The sequence below is a fragment of the Advenella kashmirensis WT001 genome (assembly GCF_000219915.2).
In the GTDB taxonomy this organism is placed as follows: domain Bacteria; phylum Pseudomonadota; class Gammaproteobacteria; order Burkholderiales; family Burkholderiaceae_B; genus Advenella; species Advenella kashmirensis.
The window spans coordinates 1,299,590-1,314,689 of the sequence record NC_017964.1; the positions used below are offsets into that span (position 1 = coordinate 1,299,590).

Below are 15,100 nucleotides of genomic sequence, written 5' to 3' on the forward strand. Positions count from 1 at the left end.
AAGTGCCGGGCGCAGGCGTGTCCCGGCCGGCCATTAAATAACGACAGGTGAAAAAATTTATGACGTTTTCGACAATGCTGTCTGCAGTCTCGTTTTCTCTCATGCTTGCCACTACCGTGCATGCACAGGCGCCGCAAAATGATGCTACGGCGCCGTTTACTATTCCTGATAGCGGAATAACCATTCCACCGGACTTTGCCCACGCGACCTTCGAGGTACCTGCTGTGAGCTGGATTGAAGACGGACGTCCGATCGAACAGGCCAGGGACGCCCTTGATCTGCTGGCAACAGCAGACAAGCACGGTCTGGACCCTCGCTGGTTTCATATTGCACAATTGCAGTCGCAATGGGAGCGGATCAACTATGCGGCTTCTGCAGAAGAAACGGCGCAATTTGATCGTGACCTGACCACGCAGATGCGCACCTATGTGAAGTTTCTGAAGAACGGCCGTATTTCGCCGTCCCTGATTAAAAACCGCTATTCCAAGCCGATGTTTTCCGATGCCGATGCTGACCTGTTCCTGGCGACGGCGATCAGCAATGGCAATTTGAAGGCATCGGTCAAGGCGCTGACCGACAGTATTCCCATGTACAACTCGCTGATGCAGGCGCTGGTGGTATTTCGTCAATTACAGAAAAATCCGACTATGAACCAGGCACTGCCTGCGGTTCCTGGCGGCAAACTGACCGAAGGCCAAACCTATACGGGCATGCCCGCGCTCATCGAGCGTCTGGTCCTGCTGGGCGATCTGCCGCAAGGAACACCGGCACGACCGATTTACGACGCCGCGATCATGGCCGGCGTGAAAAGCTTTCAGCAACGCCATGGGCTGGAGCCTGATGGGGTGATTGGCAAGGGTACGCTGGAACAATTGAACACAAGACCCATTGACCGTATCCGCCAGATCCAGATCAGTATGGAACGGCTGCGCTGGACGCCGCTGATAGAAGGCGAGCGTCGCATTGTCGTCAACGTACCCGAGTTCGTGTTGCGCGCCTATCACATCCGCAATAAAAAGGCGGAAAACATTATTGAAATGAAAGTGATTGTCGGCAAGTCCTTCAACACCAGTACGCCGCTGTTCGATGGGGCAGTCAGCAAGATTGAGTTCAGTCCGTACTGGAATGTGCCTATTTCCATTTCCCGCAAGGAACTGATCCCGCGTTTACGCAGCAATCCGTCTTATCTGCAGAGCCAGGGGTTCGAGTTTGTTACCCAGTCTGGCGTGTCGCAAACCGTCAGCGAGGCCAACCTGAACGCCGTGTTAAATGGCCAGGCACGCATCCGTCAGCGCCCCGGACCCAAGAACTCGCTGGGCGATATCAAGTTCATTTTCCCCAATAACGATGCCATTTACCTGCATCACACTCCCAGCACCCAGTTGTTTGACCGTACGCGGCGCGATCTGAGCCATGGCTGCATCCGGGTGGAAGAACCGGTGAAACTGGCGCAATTTGTGTTGGAAAAACAACCAGAGTGGACCGCGAGCGCTATCGAAAAGGCCATGACAGCAAAAAAATCCAAAACAATCAACGTATTGGAGCCTGTTCCTGTTGTATTGGGTTATAGTACCGTGGTGGTTAAAAACAATAAAATTCACTTTTTCCCCGACATCTACGGACAGGACAAGATTCTGGACAATGCCATCAAGAAGATGGCCGCCTCACGTAACATTCCACCTGCCTCGTAATATTTTCAGGAGCCAGTACGGTATGACGTTTACGCCCCCTCAGTTACACCGCCGCCAGTTTTTAAGAAACTCTTCTTCTCTGCTTGTTGCCGGTGCCATGTTCTCCATCGGCACCAATACCGCCCGCGCCAATATCGGCGGCGGATTCAGGCAAATCTCGCTGGATCATCTGCATACCAATGAGAAAATCACCCTGGCTTATGCCAATGGCGACGCCTATATTCCCGCCGCGATGCAGCGGCTGAACCGTTTCTTGCGGGATCATTACTCCGGCGCGATCGGCCATATGGACCCGACGCTGTTTGACCTGATCAACAAGGTCAGGGCGTCGCTCAAGACTGATGTCGCTATCGAAGTCATTTCAGGCTATCGCGACCCGCATACCAATGAACGTCTACGCAAGACGCGCGGTGGCGGCGTAGCCAAGCGCAGCCTGCATATGGTGGGACAGGCCATGGACCTGCGCCTCAAAGGCGTGCCGCTTGATGAATTGCGGGATGCCGCCAAGGAACTAGCACTGGGCGGTGTGGGCTATTATCCAAAAGACGGGTTTGTACACATGGATACGGGACGCGTACGCAGCTGGTAGCGCTTGACCTCGTCCGAAACCGCATGGCGTGCAGGTGCTCGCGATATCGCTCGCGGCGACCGCACTGTATACCCCGCAGATGGATGACGGCACGGCAACATCGTGATGACGCTCATTATTATTGAAATACGAAGCAAATAACAGATTCAATCATGGACAATCGCAACATCAAGACAATCGCCATTATCGGCGCCGGAACCATAGGCAGCAGCTGGGCTGCCCTTTTTCTTGCTCATGGCTATCATGTGGTGGTGTCGGACCCGGCACCGGACGTTGAGGCCAATACCCGAACGCTGATCGACTCGGCCTGGCAAACCCTGCGTGAGCTGGGCAAAGTGAAGAATGAGTCATTTCTGCACAATTTGCGCTTTGAGGCCGATTTGCACAAGGCGCTGGAAAATGTAGACTTCGTGCAGGAGAATGCGCCAGAGCGTGAAGACTTCAAAATCTCGCTGTTCGCAAAAATGGATGCACTGTTGCCGGAGCACGTCATTATTTCCTCCAGCTCGTCGGGCCTGCTGGTCAGCCGCATGCAATCGCAGTGCAGGTATCCGCAACGGTGCGTGCTGGGCCATCCGTTTAATCCGCCGCACGTGATTCCGCTGGTGGAAGTGGTCGGCGGCGAGCAGACATCCGAAGACACGATCGCGCGTACGCTGGCATTTTATCGTGCCGTTGGCAAGCACCCGATCCGTCTGAACAAGGAAATTGCCGGGCATATCGCCAATCGCCTGCAGGCTGCGGTATGGCGCGAGGTCATGCATCTGGTCAACGAAAACGTGGCCAGCGTGCAGGATATTGATGCGGCCATGAGCAAGGGGCCGGGCCTGCGCTGGGCCATCTTCGGTCCGCAAATGGTGTTTGACCTGGCTGGCGGCCGGGCTGGTCTGGCGCATCTGATCGACCATTTGCAACCGGCCATCGAAAGCTGGATGGATGACCTGGGCAATCCGCGCATGACCCCGGAGTTGCGAGCGCGTATGGTTCAGGCACGCAACAGGCCAGGAAGATAAATCGTTTGAATCGCTGCTGCGCTATCGCGACAGCCATTTGATTGATATTCTGAAAAGTCTGGACAAAAAACAGGGCGATGACGCGTGACCCCATGGGGCCGGGCATGTCGATCGCGACAGGCGACTGAATGCATGCCCTTCTCATTATGTCGAATAAATGATTATGTCAATTGAAAACCGTAGCCAGACGCGAGCGCCGTCTATCGGCATGCGGGCGCTGCGCACCGATGATCTGCCGCAGGTGCTGGCCTTGCAGGCCAGCGTGTACCCCTCATCGCTGCTGGAAAGCGGACAGGTGCTGGCCAGCAAGATCAGTTTTGTCCCGGCCGGCTGGACGTCTCTGGCGGCCTGCGATGGCGATACGCTTTGCGCCTACGCGCTAGGCTATCCCTGGCGCTCCAACCTGCAGCCCAGCTGGAACCGTCCGCTTGCGCTGCAACAGGATTGCGATGTGCTTTATCTGCATGATGTGGCAGTATCACGGGCCTATGCGGGCCGGGGTATTGCCAATGCACTGGTGTCGCAGCTGATGCGACAGGGGCAACAATTTGGCCTGTCGCGCGCCATACTGATTGCGGTCGAAGGCGCACAGCGGTATTGGTCAAGACTGGGCTTTGTCGCGATCCCGGCCGCCAGCACTGACCCGGCTTTCGGTGATGATGCCGTGCTGATGCAGCGCGAACTCACGCTGCCTGGTGCTGTATAGCGCGAGACGCCAGGAGCCACAGGATGCCGCTGCTCAAAACCGTTGCCTTTGTTCATACGCTGCTTGCCGGCCACGTGGTAGCCGGCGCGCGCGTCATTGATGCGACGATGGGAAATGGGCACGATACGCTGCAGCTTGCCCGGCTTGTAGGTGAAGCCGGTCATGTATATGCGTTCGATATCCAGCGCGATGCGCTGGCTGCCACGGCCGCGCGCCTGGGTCACGAAAATCTGCAAGCGCGTGCCACGCTGATTCACGACAGCCATGCGCACATGCTCGATTACGTATCGGAGCCGGTCAGTGCCATTATCTTTAACCTGGGTTATCTGCCCGGCGCCGATAAATCCTGCGCCACCCAGGCCAACAGCACCCTGGCTGCCGTCAAAAGTGCGTTGACACTGCTTGCGCCCGGCGGACTATTGTTGATTGCGATTTACTGGGGGCATCCCGCAGGCGCCGACGAGAAAGAAGCGCTTGAGCCGTTCGTTGCACAGCTTTCGCCTGAGCAGTACCGGGTGCTCAAATATGAATTCATTAATCGCGCGAATCCTGCGCCGTATCTGCTGGCCGTCGAACGCTTTACCAACTGAGCAGCGCGCCTCTGATTGGTTGACGCCCCAAGCATGGCAATAAGCCAGCTTGTGGCGTTTTTCGGTGGCGTTGCAAGACCGGGTATCAGTCCGCGCCTGTGCCGTAGATCACAGCGCAAACGTCGGTCTGACCGGTGCGCCAGGTCGTGGCAAATTGAGCATTTGCCTGGCTTCCTTGGGCGTTGCCGGCTCATAACCCATTTCACGCACCAGCCGGACAATTCTTTCGGTCAATTCGATATTGCTTGCCAGGCGACCTTGTGAGTAATACAAATTGTCTTCCAGTCCGACCCGTACGTGTCCACCCAGCAGCAACGAGTTGATGGCGCAGGGCAACTGTGCCGGGCCGATGCCGCTGGCGCCGAAGATAGTTCCAGGCGGCAGGCACTCCACCATGAACTGCAGATTTTTTGGCGAGTAGGGCATGGCGTTCTGAAAGCCCCGGTGTACGCCCATGACTAAGTTGACATAGGCCGGCTCTTCGTCCGCGCCCATGGCCAACAACGTCGCGGTATCCTGCAAAATATGAGTGGGGCTAAATACCTCCCATTCGGGTTTGATGCCGCGTTTTTTCATCTCGTCGGCCAGGAAGCGGCAACGCGAGGGCGCGGTGTTCATCAGTATTTCCTTGTTATCAAAACTGGCAATAATGGTGGTCGCGTCCAGCGTGCACATCTCGGCGCCGGCCTCCATACCCTTGATGCGTTCTTCCCAAAGCAATTCCCACATGCCGTTTTCGTTCTGTCCGATCATCTCGCCATGGACTCCACCACCGGTGGAGTTATTCAAAATGATGTCGCATTTGGCGCGAATGCGTGTATTCATGTCGTAATAGATATCGGGATTGCAGGTGGCGCCGTCATCGGGATTGCGTGCATGCAGCGCCACAATGCTGGCGCCGGCGTTGTAGCAGTCGTACACGTCGTCGGCAATTTCCTGCGGTTGCGTGGGCAGGTTCGGGTTCTGGCTCTTATAGGCCATGCCACCGGTGGGGGCAATGGTAATAATGACTTTGGGTGTACTCATGATTGCGCTCCTGCAGATTGTTGCACCAGTTTGCAGGCGGAGTCTTCCAGTTTTCCGTAAAGATCATCGGGTGAAAGCGTTTCAACTTTCCGGTAATAATCCCAGGGTGCTTTGGATTCGTCCGGTTTTTTTACCTGCATCAGGTACATCGGATTGGTGAGTCTGCCATCGGCACGTACGATGGCATCTTTGGCGAAAAAGTCTTTGATGCGCTCGGTCTTGAATCGCTTCATGATCGCATCCGCATCGTCGGTTTTTAATGCGGCGACTGCCGCAAGATAATTGCTGACTGCCGAATAGGTGCCGGCCTGAATGTAGGTCGGTATGCGATTAGTGATTTTTTTGTATTCGGCTGTCCACTTGCGGGTGTCATCGTCCAGGTCCCAGTAGAACGGCGTGGTCAGATACATTCCCTGGGTAACCTGCAAGCCCAGGGAGTGGATGTCCGGAATGAGTACTGTCAGGCCCACCAGATTCATTTGGGTATTCAAGCCAAATTCATTGGCAGATTTTGCAGCGTTCACAAAATCGCCGCCGGCATTGGCCATGCCCAGGATCTTGGCGCCTGATGATTGCGCTTGCAATATATAGGAAGAAAAATCGGAAGCGCCAAGCGGCACTTTGACCGATCCTTTGATGGTGCCGTTGGCTTGCTTTACCACCTTGGAGGTGGCCGCTTCCAGAGCATGGCCAAAGGCATAATCGGTGGTAATGAAGAACCAGTCCTTGCCGCCGTTTTTAACCACAGATTTGCCCGTGCCGTTGGCCAGCGCATCGGTTGAATAGGTGTAGTGGATAATGTAAGGCGAGCATTGTTTGCCGGTCAGGGCCGATGTACCGCCACCGGTAGAGATAAACAGTTTTTTCTTTTCAGTGGCAACGTTGGCCATGGCCAGGCTGACCGCAGAATTGGTTCCGCCGATCAGGATATCTACTTTGTTCACGTCCGCCCATTCACGGGATTTGGCGGCAGCGACATCGGCCTTGTTCTGATGATCGGCATAAAGCAGTTCAATTTTCTTGCCGTCGATACTGCCGCCAGCATCGCGGATCGCCATGCGGATGGCTTGCACACCACCCTGGCCGTCATAGTCGGCGTAGACCCCCGAGATATCGGTCAGAAAACCGATACGGATGACATCATCGGAGATGCCGGCGGCATGCGCCGCGCCTGTCGAGGCAAGCAGCATGCCTGTCGCCCATGTGAGTGTGCCCGTCTTGTTCATCATTCTCTCCTTTTTTATACTGTCTCTCAGAACTGTGCCCGCGACCAGGGCGCTATCGCCGATCGCCGGCAGCGCTTTGGTTAGTGCCTGGCAAGGCTTGGGCCCGCCAGGCTGCGGTTATTTTGTTCCCCTGGCACCCCAACTATCAGACGCCCAGATACCGGTGGATCTGCGAAGGGTCTTCACGTAGCTGGCTGGCATCGCCCTCGAGCACAACCCGGCCTTTTTCCAGCACAACCAGCCGGTCCGCCTGCTCCATCACTTTGCGATAATTGCGGTCGACCACCATGGTTGCCAGGCCGCTGGCGCGGATGAGCGCAATGACACGCCAGATCTCCTCTACAATCAGCGGCGCCAGGCCTTCGGTGGCTTCATCCAGAATGATGGCATCCGGATTGGTCATCAGCGCCCGACCAATCGAAAGCATTTGCTGTTCGCCTCCGGAGAGCTGGTCACCCATGTTGTCCAGGCGCTCTGCGAGCCGGGGAAAGGTCTGCAGTATGCGATCGGTATCCCATGCTTTACTCCCGTCGCGGCCGGCGCGCGCGCACATCAGCAGATTTTCGCGGACTGTCAGATTGGGAAAAATGCCGCGCCCTTCAGGAACGTAGGCAATGCCCAATTGGGCAGCCTGATAGGGGCGGGCACCAGACATCAGCTGTCGCTGCAGTTCGATCCGTCCACTGCGTTGTTTGACATGGCCCAGCAGGCTGCGTATCAGCGTGGATTTGCCCATGCCGTTGCGGCCCAGCAGGCCTACGGTTTCGCCGCGCCGCAGGTTAAAGTCAATGCCGTGCAGCACGTGACTGGAGCCGTACCAGGCATGGATATCGCGTGCCAGAATGATGTCGTCTGTCATAGTTGCATTTGTCATATCGCCAGAGTGGCCGAGTCGTCTGTGGCGTGATCGCTCTCGCCCAGATAGGCGGTCTGCACCGCGGTATTGTTGCGAATATCATGGGGCAGGCCGCTAGCGAGTACTGCGCCGTTGACCATTACCGTCAGGCGGTCTGCAACGGCAAAAACCGCATCCATGTCGTGTTCGATCAGCAAAATAGCCAGGTTCTTTTTCAGCCGGTGCAGCAGCGCCAGCATGCGCTCGGACTCTTCAGCCCCATGCCTGCCAGTGGCTCATCCAGCAACAGTACCTGGGGCTGCTGGGCCAGGCACATGGCCACTTCAAGCTGGCGTTTCTGCCCGTGAGACAGGTTGGCGGCAATGCTCGCAGCCTGTCCGCTCAGGCCGGCCTGTTCCAGCGCGTGGTCGGCCATCTCAAGGCTGCGTTGACAATGTTGCGCAGCCGTCCAGAATTGCCATGGTTTCTGAATTTTTGCCTGGGCGGCCAGGCGGCAGTTTTCGCGTACGCTTAGCGGCAGAAAAATATTGTTGCGCTGATAGCTGCGTCCCAGGCCTGCTTGAGATCTTGCCGGCTGTGACCATTTGCTGATATCTTTGCCGCGCAAATACACCTGGCCATTGGTCAGCGGCAGTTCGCCGGACAGCAGATAGGTCAGTGTCGATTTACCGGCCCCGTTGGTGCCGATCACAGCCAGGATTTCCCCTTCGAACAATTGGAGCGATACATTATTTACTGCAACCAGCGCGCCAAATTTGCGGGTCACGTTCCTGGCTTCAAGTAATGCCGTTGTCATCGGGTTGCACCTCCCTTGTTTGCGCGGCGAATGCGCCATTCCTTCAGTTGCCGGGGCAGGCCGGCCAGGCCATAGGGCATTAGCATGACTACGAAAATAATAAAGCCGCCGAGCAGCAACTGCCAGTGCTTGGTGAGGGCGGTAAACCATTCTGACAGCAGCACGAAAGCGAAGGCGCCGATAATGGCCCCACCCAGACTGCCCAGGCCGCCCAGAATAATCATGAGCAGTACATTGCCAGACTGATGCCAGGACAGCAGCTCGGGATTGACGTAACCGTACTGGCATGCATACAGAAACCCGGCCAGACCTGCCAGCATACCGCTGATGACAAAACTGGCAATCTTGTAAGCGGTTGACTCGAACCCGGCGGCACGCATGCGCAACTGGTTGTGTTTGATACCGACAAAAGCATGACCCAGGCGCGAACGCAGAATCAGTTGCAGAATGATGACGGTGATAATAAGCAACACAAGCGTGAACCAGTAGAAAGTATTGCCCGATTCAAGATCGAAGGGCTGCCATTGAAAAATGGAAAAAACCGGCTTGAAATAAATATAGGTGCCGTCGGAGCCGCCGAAAATCTTGATGTCATGAAAAACGAAGTAAACCAGTTGGCCAAAGGCCAGCGTGACCATGATGAAATACACGCCATAGCTGCGCATGACCAGCATACCGATCAGCAATGCCAGCAGCCCTGCGCCGCCAATGCAGATCGCCATCAGCAGCCAGCCGTTGCCCGCTTCCGACTCGGGCGAGAAGGTCGCAACCATATAGGCGGCAAAGCCGAGAAAAGCGGCGTGCCCAAGGCTCACCAGACCGGTAAAGCCAACCAGCAATTGCAGGCTGAGCGCAAAAATGCTCAGGATCATGATTTTGGTAACCAGATCACCGTGGTATTTGCTGCCAATGGGCTCGGGCAGCAAGGGCAGCAGTGCCAGCAGGGCCAGGCCGACTATCCACAAAAAAAAGATTGTTTTTTGTAATCATGCTCAGGTTCCCTGTTTGAACAGGCCCTGGGGCTTGAATAGCAGCACCAGCACCATTAGCAGATAGACCAGTGCGCCAGCGCCTTCGGGCCAGAGCACTTTGCCAAAGGTGTCTACGAAGCCGATCAGCAGCGCTGCGACCAGCGCGCCCTTGATGGAGCCGATGCCGCCGATGACCACGACCACAAAACAGATAATCAGTTCATTGCCGCCCATGCCAGGGTAGACCGATGACACTGGCGCCGAGAGCATGCCGGCAAAGATGGCCAGGGCAACACCGGCCGCAAATACGGTGCGGTACAGTACCGAGATATTGACGCCCAGCGATTGCACCATTTCGCGATTGGTGGCGCCGGCGCGGATTTTCATGCCCAGCCGGGTATGCTTGATCAACAGGTACATGCCAATCGCAATAACCAGGCAGACCAGCGAAATGAACAGGCGATACACCGGATAGCTCAGCCCATTGCCCAATGCGATAGAGCCGGCCAGCCAGGCAGGCGGGCTGACGCCATGCACATCGTCGCCCAGCAGAATGCTGCGCAGCGCTTCGAATACCAGAATAAGCCCGTAGGTCATCAGCACCTGCAACAGGTGCTCACGTTCGTACAGAAAGCTGAAAAAGCCCCACTCCAGCAAATAACCGAAAGCCAGGGCAAGAATAATGCCCAGCACCAGGGCAAGGGCAAAATTGTCGATATACATGCCCAGCGCGTAGATAAGATAAGCGCCAATCATGAAGAAACTGCCGTGCGCCAGGTTGATGACGCCCATGATGCCGAAGATCAGTGTGAGCCCGCTGGCGATCAGAAACAGTAGCAGCCCGTACTGCACACTGTTCAGACACTGAATCAGAAATGTTGTTATATCCATATTTGATCCGAAGAAAGGGGCGGGCGCACGGATCAGCCCTTGCGCCTGCACTTTCGGTTTACTTGCTCAACTTGCAGCCTTTGGCCGGATCTTCCAGATTGGCTACGGCGATACCCAGGTTCTTGTTGTGGTTGCCTACGACTTCACGCAGATAGATGTTCTGCACCGGATTGTGTGCCTTGGACATGGTGAACGGTCCACGCGGGCTGTCCACCTTGGCCTGTTCCATTCCCTCAATAACGGCGTCCTTGTTCTTGATATCGCCCTTGGCATGATTCAAGCCGGCTGCCAGCAACTGGGCCGCGTCATAGCCCTGTACTGCATATACGTCCGGCTCCATGCTGAACTTTTCCTGGTAGTGCTTGCGAAACGCCTTGTCTTTCGGATTGTCCAGCTCATCGGCATAGTGCAGGGTGGTCAGCATGCCCTTGGCGGCATCACCCTGGGCGGCAAGTGTGCCGTCAGTCAAAAAGCCCGGACCATAAAGCGGAATTGTCTTGCGCAGGCCCGAGGCGTCATAATCTTTAACGAATTTGACAGCCCCGCCACCGGCGAAGAATGCAAAGACGGCATCCGGTTTCAATGAGGAGATTTCAGTCAGCAGCGATTGGAATTCCACGTTGGGGAAGGGCAGTGTGAGCTCTTTGATCACCTTGCCACCCTTGGCTTCAAAACCTTCGCGGAAACCATCGGCCGCTTCTGTGCCGGCGGCGTATTTCCAGTTGATGGTCACTGCAGTTTTATGCTTTTGTTTTTCGGCGGCGACAATGCCCATGCCATAGGCAGGCTGCCAATTGGTGAATGAGCTGCGGAAGATGTTCTTTGCGCACAGCGGACCGGTAAGCATATCCGCGCCGGCGTTGGGAATAATATAGATGACGCCGCTGTCACGCGCAATTTTCGCCATCCCCATGGCCACGCCCGAATGCACTGTTCCTACCAGTACATCGACCTTGTCGCGCTGCACCAGCCGGTTGGTATTCTCTGGTGCCTTGGCCGGTCTCAGATTCGTCATCCACAGCAAAATACTGGATCTGTTGACCGCCCAGTTTGCCGCCCTGTTCCTCGACGTACAGTTTAAAGCCATTTTCAATCGCCTTGCCAAGCGCCGCGTAGGTGCCTGTGGCCGGCAGCATCAGGCCCACCTTCACCTCGGCCTGCGCCGCCTGACCCAATCCCCCGGCCAGCAGGATCGCCGTGGCGATCGTGGCTTTTCTCACATTATTCATTGTCCTGTCTCCTGAATGTACGACTGCTTTTTATGATGACTGCTTATTTGTGTTGCCACGAACGATGTGGTGTGCCGCCTCCTGATACCGCACTTGCAGGATCACGGCAGACCTTGCGATAGCCGCTATGCCTGTCTTATTTGTGCCAGCTTACGCCACTTCATGCTGATTCATTTCGCGCAGACGAAAACGCTGGATTTTGCCGGTTGCCGTTTTGGGCAATTCATCCAGAAACTCAATGCTGCGTGGATATTTATGCGGTGCCAGCCGGGATTTGACAAAGGCCTTGAGCGTGTCCTTGAGCGTGTCGTCGGCCGGTGGCGCCGTTTCCTTGAGCACCACATAGGCGCGGGTCTTGACCAGGCCCTGCGAGTCGGTAACGCCGATGACGGCCGCCTCCAGGACAGCCTCGTGCTCAATGAGCGTGGCCTCCACTTCGAAGGGAGACACATACTGTCCGCTTACCTTGAGCATGTCGTCGCTGCGACCCGCATAGGTGTAATAGCCGTCGGCATCGCGCGAATACTTGTCGCCACTTTTGATCCACTCCCCCTGAAATGTCGCTCTTGTCTTTTCCCGGTTGTTCCAGTACATGAGGGCAGCGCTTTTGCCCTTGATGTACAGATCGCCGATTTCGCCATCTGCGACGATAGCACCTTGCTCGTCGCGAAGCTCAAGTTCATAGCCGGGTACGGGTTTTCCTGTGGTGCCATAGCGAATGTCATCAGGCCGGTTGGACAGAAAAATATGCAGCATTTCGGTTGATCCGATGCCATCGATGATATTACATCCGAAATGAGTCGTGAAACGCTCGCCAAGTTCCCTTGGCAGAGCCTCACCAGCTGACGAACACATCCGCAATTGCACTTCATCGCGGGTAGGTGTGTTGGCAGCCGCCAGCATGCCGGCATAACCGGTTGGTGCGCCGCAAAACACTGTGGGCTGGTGTTTGCGCATCGCCTCGAACACGGCATCCGGGGTCGGGCGGCCCTCGATCAGAACTACGCTGGCCCCGACACCCAACGGGAAGGTCAGGGCGTTGCCCAGTCCGTAGGCAAAAAACAGTTTTGCGGCTGACAGAATTCGGTCTGATTCGGTCAGCCGCAGCAGGTCCTGTGCATAATAGCGAATGGTCCAGTAAGGATTGGCATGGCTGTGTACGGTGCCTTTGGGTTTACCGGTAGACCCCGATGAGTACAGCCAGAAGGCCGGTTCATCGGCCTTGGTGCTACAGGGGCGATGACAGGGCGTTGCAGCGTCCATTGCCTGGTCCATGCTTAACTGGCCATGCGAGAGTTCACCTTGCGGACGTGACACCAGGATATGCTTGATTTCGTGCTCTGCTTCACTCATGGCCTGGGTTAGCACCGGCAACAGTGCTGCCGACACCATGGCGGCCTGGCAGCGACTGTCTTCAATAATGTATTTATAGTCTTGCGGTGTCAGCAAGGTATTGATGGCAACCGGCACAATGCCTGCGTGAACGGCGGCCAGAAAGGCGACAGGCCAGTCTGTGCAGTCGTTCATCAGCAACAGTATCCGTTCTTCGCGGTGCACGCCGAGGTTTTTCAGCACAGAGGTCAGGCGCCGCACTTTGTCAAAAAGCGCGGCATAGGTCAACGTTCCGTTGCTATCGATGTAAGCAATGCGATCCAGGCGGTTCTGGTTGGTTTGGATCAGATAGTCGGCAATATTGAACTGGCTGCTGTTTTCAGGGGTCTGCATGGTTTAACTCCGCTAAATGCCTGGCTGCTTGCCGCCGGCGCACTTCAAGTTGTTGGCACTGCCGCGCTGTGAGTGGATCAATGGGCTGCCTGTGTCGGTTTTGTGCTACGTTGATATGGCTGCAGCCGGGTTGTCGACAGGGTCTGACTTTTCATTGAGCTGTCATTGCTGCTGCGCCGTGAATTCTATTTTTCCGTCCGGCAGCAAATACAGCACATGGGCTGCACCGTTGCTGACGGTCGGATAGTGGGCAGAGTCCGGGCCGTAGACTTTCCAGCCGGCATCACTGCCATCGAACCGGGCGCCGGGTGTGAGCGGCATGATCAGATCAATTTCGCCATTGGGATGACGGTGATGCGGGCCGCGGATATCCTGCATGCTGACCACATCCACGGAAAATCCGTGGCTCGCTTCGGACGGCTTGGTCACCCGGCCGTATTTGAGTCCCTGCGCTTCGTGCTTGCACATCCAGCCATCTGCTATACCCTGGATACAGGCTGCCGTCATTTCTTGGTACCAGTCCGAGTGCGCACCGTAGCCGGCATTGAGCCACGCCTGGAGCGTGTGATCCAGCGGACGGCCTGCTATTTGACGGGTTACCGTCTGAATAAGCGTGTCGAAATGTTCGCGCATGCTTAAAGTCTCCTTAACACCTGATTTTTTTTCGTGCATTATTTTGCATGTAGATGATAAGATAGGCATGCAGTTAAAATCAGTCAAGATTTTTGCTCAATCTTTAGGGAAAACACTAGCTCCCGATTTACGAAATGGCACGCTATGACGCTGGAAAATTCATTTGAAATAGATTCGATGCAAGACAAGACGCCGCTGTTGCGGGCGTTGGGTGAGCGCATCCGCTCGCTGCGCGCGCGCAAGGGCATCACGCGCAAGAGGCTGGCGAGTCTGGCGGGCATTTCCGAGCGCCATATGGCCAATCTTGAGCTGGGTACCGGTAATGCAACCATACTGGTGCTGCACCAGGTCGCTCAGGCGCTCACTTGCTCACTGGCCGAACTCATCGGCGACGTTACCACTTCGTCGCCCGAGTGGCTGATGATCCGCGAGTTACTGGAGAACCGCAGCGAGAAGGATTTGCATAAAGTGCGGCTGCGGCTGATTGAGCTGTTCGGCGCCGACAAGACGCCGGGCTCGCGGCTGTCACGCATTGCCCTAATCGGCCTGCGCGGTGCCGGCAAATCCACGCTGGGCCGCATGCTTGCAGACCGGCTTGGCTATCCGTTCATCGAGCTGTCGCATGAAATTGAGCAGACTACCGGTTGCAGCATCAACGAGATTCATTCGCTATATGGCCCCGTCGCTTACCGTCGCTATGAGCGACGCGCGCTGGAAGAAACCATCCAGCTATATCCTGAAGTGGTCATTGCCACGCCGGGCGGGCTGGTTTCCGAAGCGGCCACCTATAACAATCTGCTGGAGCATTGCCTGACGGTCTGGTTGCAGGCCACACCGCGCGAACATATGGATCGTGTCATTGCCCAGGGCGATTTCCGTCCCATGTCCGGCAGCAAGGAAGCCATGCACGACCTGAAGCTGATCCTGGAGGGCAGGGTGGCCTTCTATAGCAAGGCGGATGTACATCTGGATACCAGCCTTCAGCCCCTTGAAGAGACCTTTGAGTCGCTGTTTGCGAAAGTTCAGGCGGCGCGCCAGTCGGCCGAAGTATTGACCTGAGTGAACCGAAGTGGCTAGGGTAAATCCCTAGTCAAACGGCTTGACCACCTATAGAATCATGCAATATAGTGCCTCTAATGACAAACTAAATGCAATGAA

At 56.0% G+C, this 15,100-nt stretch carries 13 protein-coding genes and 2 pseudogenes; 6 read left to right on the forward strand and 9 right to left on the reverse strand.

The genetic code is table 11. From position 1 onward, the window contains the following. Positions 1-59 precede the first annotated feature (59 nt). The 5 genes from TKWG_RS06120 (at position 60) to TKWG_RS06140 (ending at position 4,589) form a co-directional block, all read left to right on the forward strand. Positions 60-1,691, forward strand: coding sequence for a L,D-transpeptidase family protein (locus tag TKWG_RS06120; protein WP_014750010.1), 1,632 nt, complete (start codon positions 60-62; stop codon positions 1,689-1,691). Positions 1,692-1,713: 22 nt separating this feature from the next. Beyond that, entirely contained in the window at positions 1,714-2,280 is a 567-nt protein-coding gene (locus TKWG_RS06125; RefSeq protein WP_014750011.1) for a YcbK family protein, read from the forward strand. Positions 2,281-2,432: 152 nt separating this feature from the next. Then, entirely contained in the window at positions 2,433-3,293 is an 861-nt protein-coding gene (locus tag TKWG_RS06130; RefSeq protein WP_014750012.1) for a 3-hydroxyacyl-CoA dehydrogenase NAD-binding domain-containing protein, read from the forward strand. Positions 3,294-3,456: 163 nt separating this feature from the next. After that, positions 3,457-3,999 carry a GNAT family N-acetyltransferase gene (locus tag TKWG_RS06135; RefSeq protein WP_014750013.1) on the forward strand — a complete coding sequence of 181 codons (543 nt, stop codon included), beginning with the start codon at positions 3,457-3,459 and terminating at the stop codon, positions 3,997-3,999. A gap of 23 nt (positions 4,000-4,022) precedes the next feature. After that, the gene (locus tag TKWG_RS06140) at positions 4,023-4,589 is read left to right on the forward strand and encodes a tRNA (mnm(5)s(2)U34)-methyltransferase (RefSeq protein ID WP_014750014.1); all 567 of its coding nucleotides are present in this window, start codon (positions 4,023-4,025) and stop codon (positions 4,587-4,589) included. Positions 4,590-4,697: 108 nt separating this feature from the next. On the opposite strand, the gene TKWG_RS06145 is transcribed toward TKWG_RS06140, so the two are convergent. From TKWG_RS06145 to TKWG_RS06185, 9 genes and pseudogenes are all read right to left on the reverse strand, one after another. Then, entirely contained in the window at positions 4,698-5,615 is a 918-nt protein-coding gene (locus TKWG_RS06145) for a BKACE family enzyme (protein ID WP_014750015.1), read from the reverse strand. Then, complete coding sequence (locus tag TKWG_RS06150; RefSeq protein ID WP_014750016.1) at positions 5,612-6,841, reverse strand: ABC transporter substrate-binding protein; 1,230 nt, start codon at positions 6,839-6,841, stop codon at positions 5,612-5,614. The genes TKWG_RS06145 and TKWG_RS06150 overlap by 4 nt, the downstream gene beginning before the upstream one ends. 145 nt (positions 6,842-6,986) lie before the next feature. Next, positions 6,987-7,700, reverse strand: a complete 714-nt coding sequence (locus tag TKWG_RS06155) for an ABC transporter ATP-binding protein (protein ID WP_014750017.1) — start codon at positions 7,698-7,700, stop codon at positions 6,987-6,989. 11 nt (positions 7,701-7,711) lie between these two features. After that, positions 7,712-8,493, reverse strand: a pseudogene (locus TKWG_RS06160) (ABC transporter ATP-binding protein). Then, entirely contained in the window at positions 8,490-9,458 is a 969-nt protein-coding gene (locus tag TKWG_RS06165) for a branched-chain amino acid ABC transporter permease (protein ID WP_014750018.1), read from the reverse strand. The pseudogene TKWG_RS06160 and the gene TKWG_RS06165 overlap by 4 nt, the downstream one beginning before the upstream one ends. 27 nt (positions 9,459-9,485) lie before the next feature. Continuing rightward, the gene (locus tag TKWG_RS06170) at positions 9,486-10,355 is read right to left on the reverse strand and encodes a branched-chain amino acid ABC transporter permease (RefSeq protein ID WP_014750019.1); all 870 of its coding nucleotides are present in this window, start codon (positions 10,353-10,355) and stop codon (positions 9,486-9,488) included. Between the two features lie 58 nt (positions 10,356-10,413). After that, positions 10,414-11,584 (reverse strand): annotated as a pseudogene (locus tag TKWG_RS06175) (ABC transporter substrate-binding protein). Positions 11,585-11,734: 150 nt separating this feature from the next. Beyond that, positions 11,735-13,309 (reverse strand): benzoate-CoA ligase family protein, encoded by a 1,575-nt coding sequence (locus TKWG_RS06180; protein WP_014750022.1) that lies wholly within the window; start codon positions 13,307-13,309, stop codon positions 11,735-11,737. Between the two features lie 162 nt (positions 13,310-13,471). After that, complete coding sequence (locus TKWG_RS06185) at positions 13,472-13,942, reverse strand: DUF4863 family protein (protein WP_014750023.1); 471 nt, start codon at positions 13,940-13,942, stop codon at positions 13,472-13,474. Positions 13,943-14,086: 144 nt separating this feature from the next. Here TKWG_RS06185 and TKWG_RS06190 point away from each other — a divergent pair, with 144 nt between their 5' ends. Continuing rightward, on the forward strand, positions 14,087-15,001 hold the full coding sequence (locus TKWG_RS06190) for a helix-turn-helix transcriptional regulator (protein WP_014750024.1): 915 nt from the start codon (positions 14,087-14,089) through the stop codon (positions 14,999-15,001). Positions 15,002-15,100 lie beyond the last annotated feature (99 nt).

Bases quoted from the DNA above. Each gene is read 5' to 3' on its own strand.
- TKWG_RS06120 (WP_014750010.1), top strand. From the start codon at position 60: ATGACGTTTTCGACAATGCTGTCTGCAGTCTCGTTTTCTCTCATGCTT.
- TKWG_RS06125 (WP_014750011.1), top strand. From the start codon at position 1,714: ATGACGTTTACGCCCCCTCAGTTACACCGCCGCCAGTTTTTAAGAAAC.
- TKWG_RS06130 (WP_014750012.1), top strand. From the start codon at position 2,433: ATGGACAATCGCAACATCAAGACAATCGCCATTATCGGCGCCGGAACC.
- TKWG_RS06135 (WP_014750013.1), top strand. From the start codon at position 3,457: ATGTCAATTGAAAACCGTAGCCAGACGCGAGCGCCGTCTATCGGCATG.
- TKWG_RS06140 (WP_014750014.1), top strand. From the start codon at position 4,023: ATGCCGCTGCTCAAAACCGTTGCCTTTGTTCATACGCTGCTTGCCGGC.
- TKWG_RS06145 (WP_014750015.1), bottom strand. From the start codon at position 5,615: ATGAGTACACCCAAAGTCATTATTACCATTGCCCCCACCGGTGGCATG.
- TKWG_RS06150 (WP_014750016.1), bottom strand. From the start codon at position 6,841: ATGAACAAGACGGGCACACTCACATGGGCGACAGGCATGCTGCTTGCC.
- TKWG_RS06155 (WP_014750017.1), bottom strand. From the start codon at position 7,700: ATGACAGACGACATCATTCTGGCACGCGATATCCATGCCTGGTACGGC.
- TKWG_RS06170 (WP_014750019.1), bottom strand. From the start codon at position 10,355: ATGGATATAACAACATTTCTGATTCAGTGTCTGAACAGTGTGCAGTAC.
- TKWG_RS06180 (WP_014750022.1), bottom strand. From the start codon at position 13,309: ATGCAGACCCCTGAAAACAGCAGCCAGTTCAATATTGCCGACTATCTG.
- TKWG_RS06185 (WP_014750023.1), bottom strand. From the start codon at position 13,942: ATGCGCGAACATTTCGACACGCTTATTCAGACGGTAACCCGTCAAATA.
- TKWG_RS06190 (WP_014750024.1), top strand. From the start codon at position 14,087: ATGACGCTGGAAAATTCATTTGAAATAGATTCGATGCAAGACAAGACG.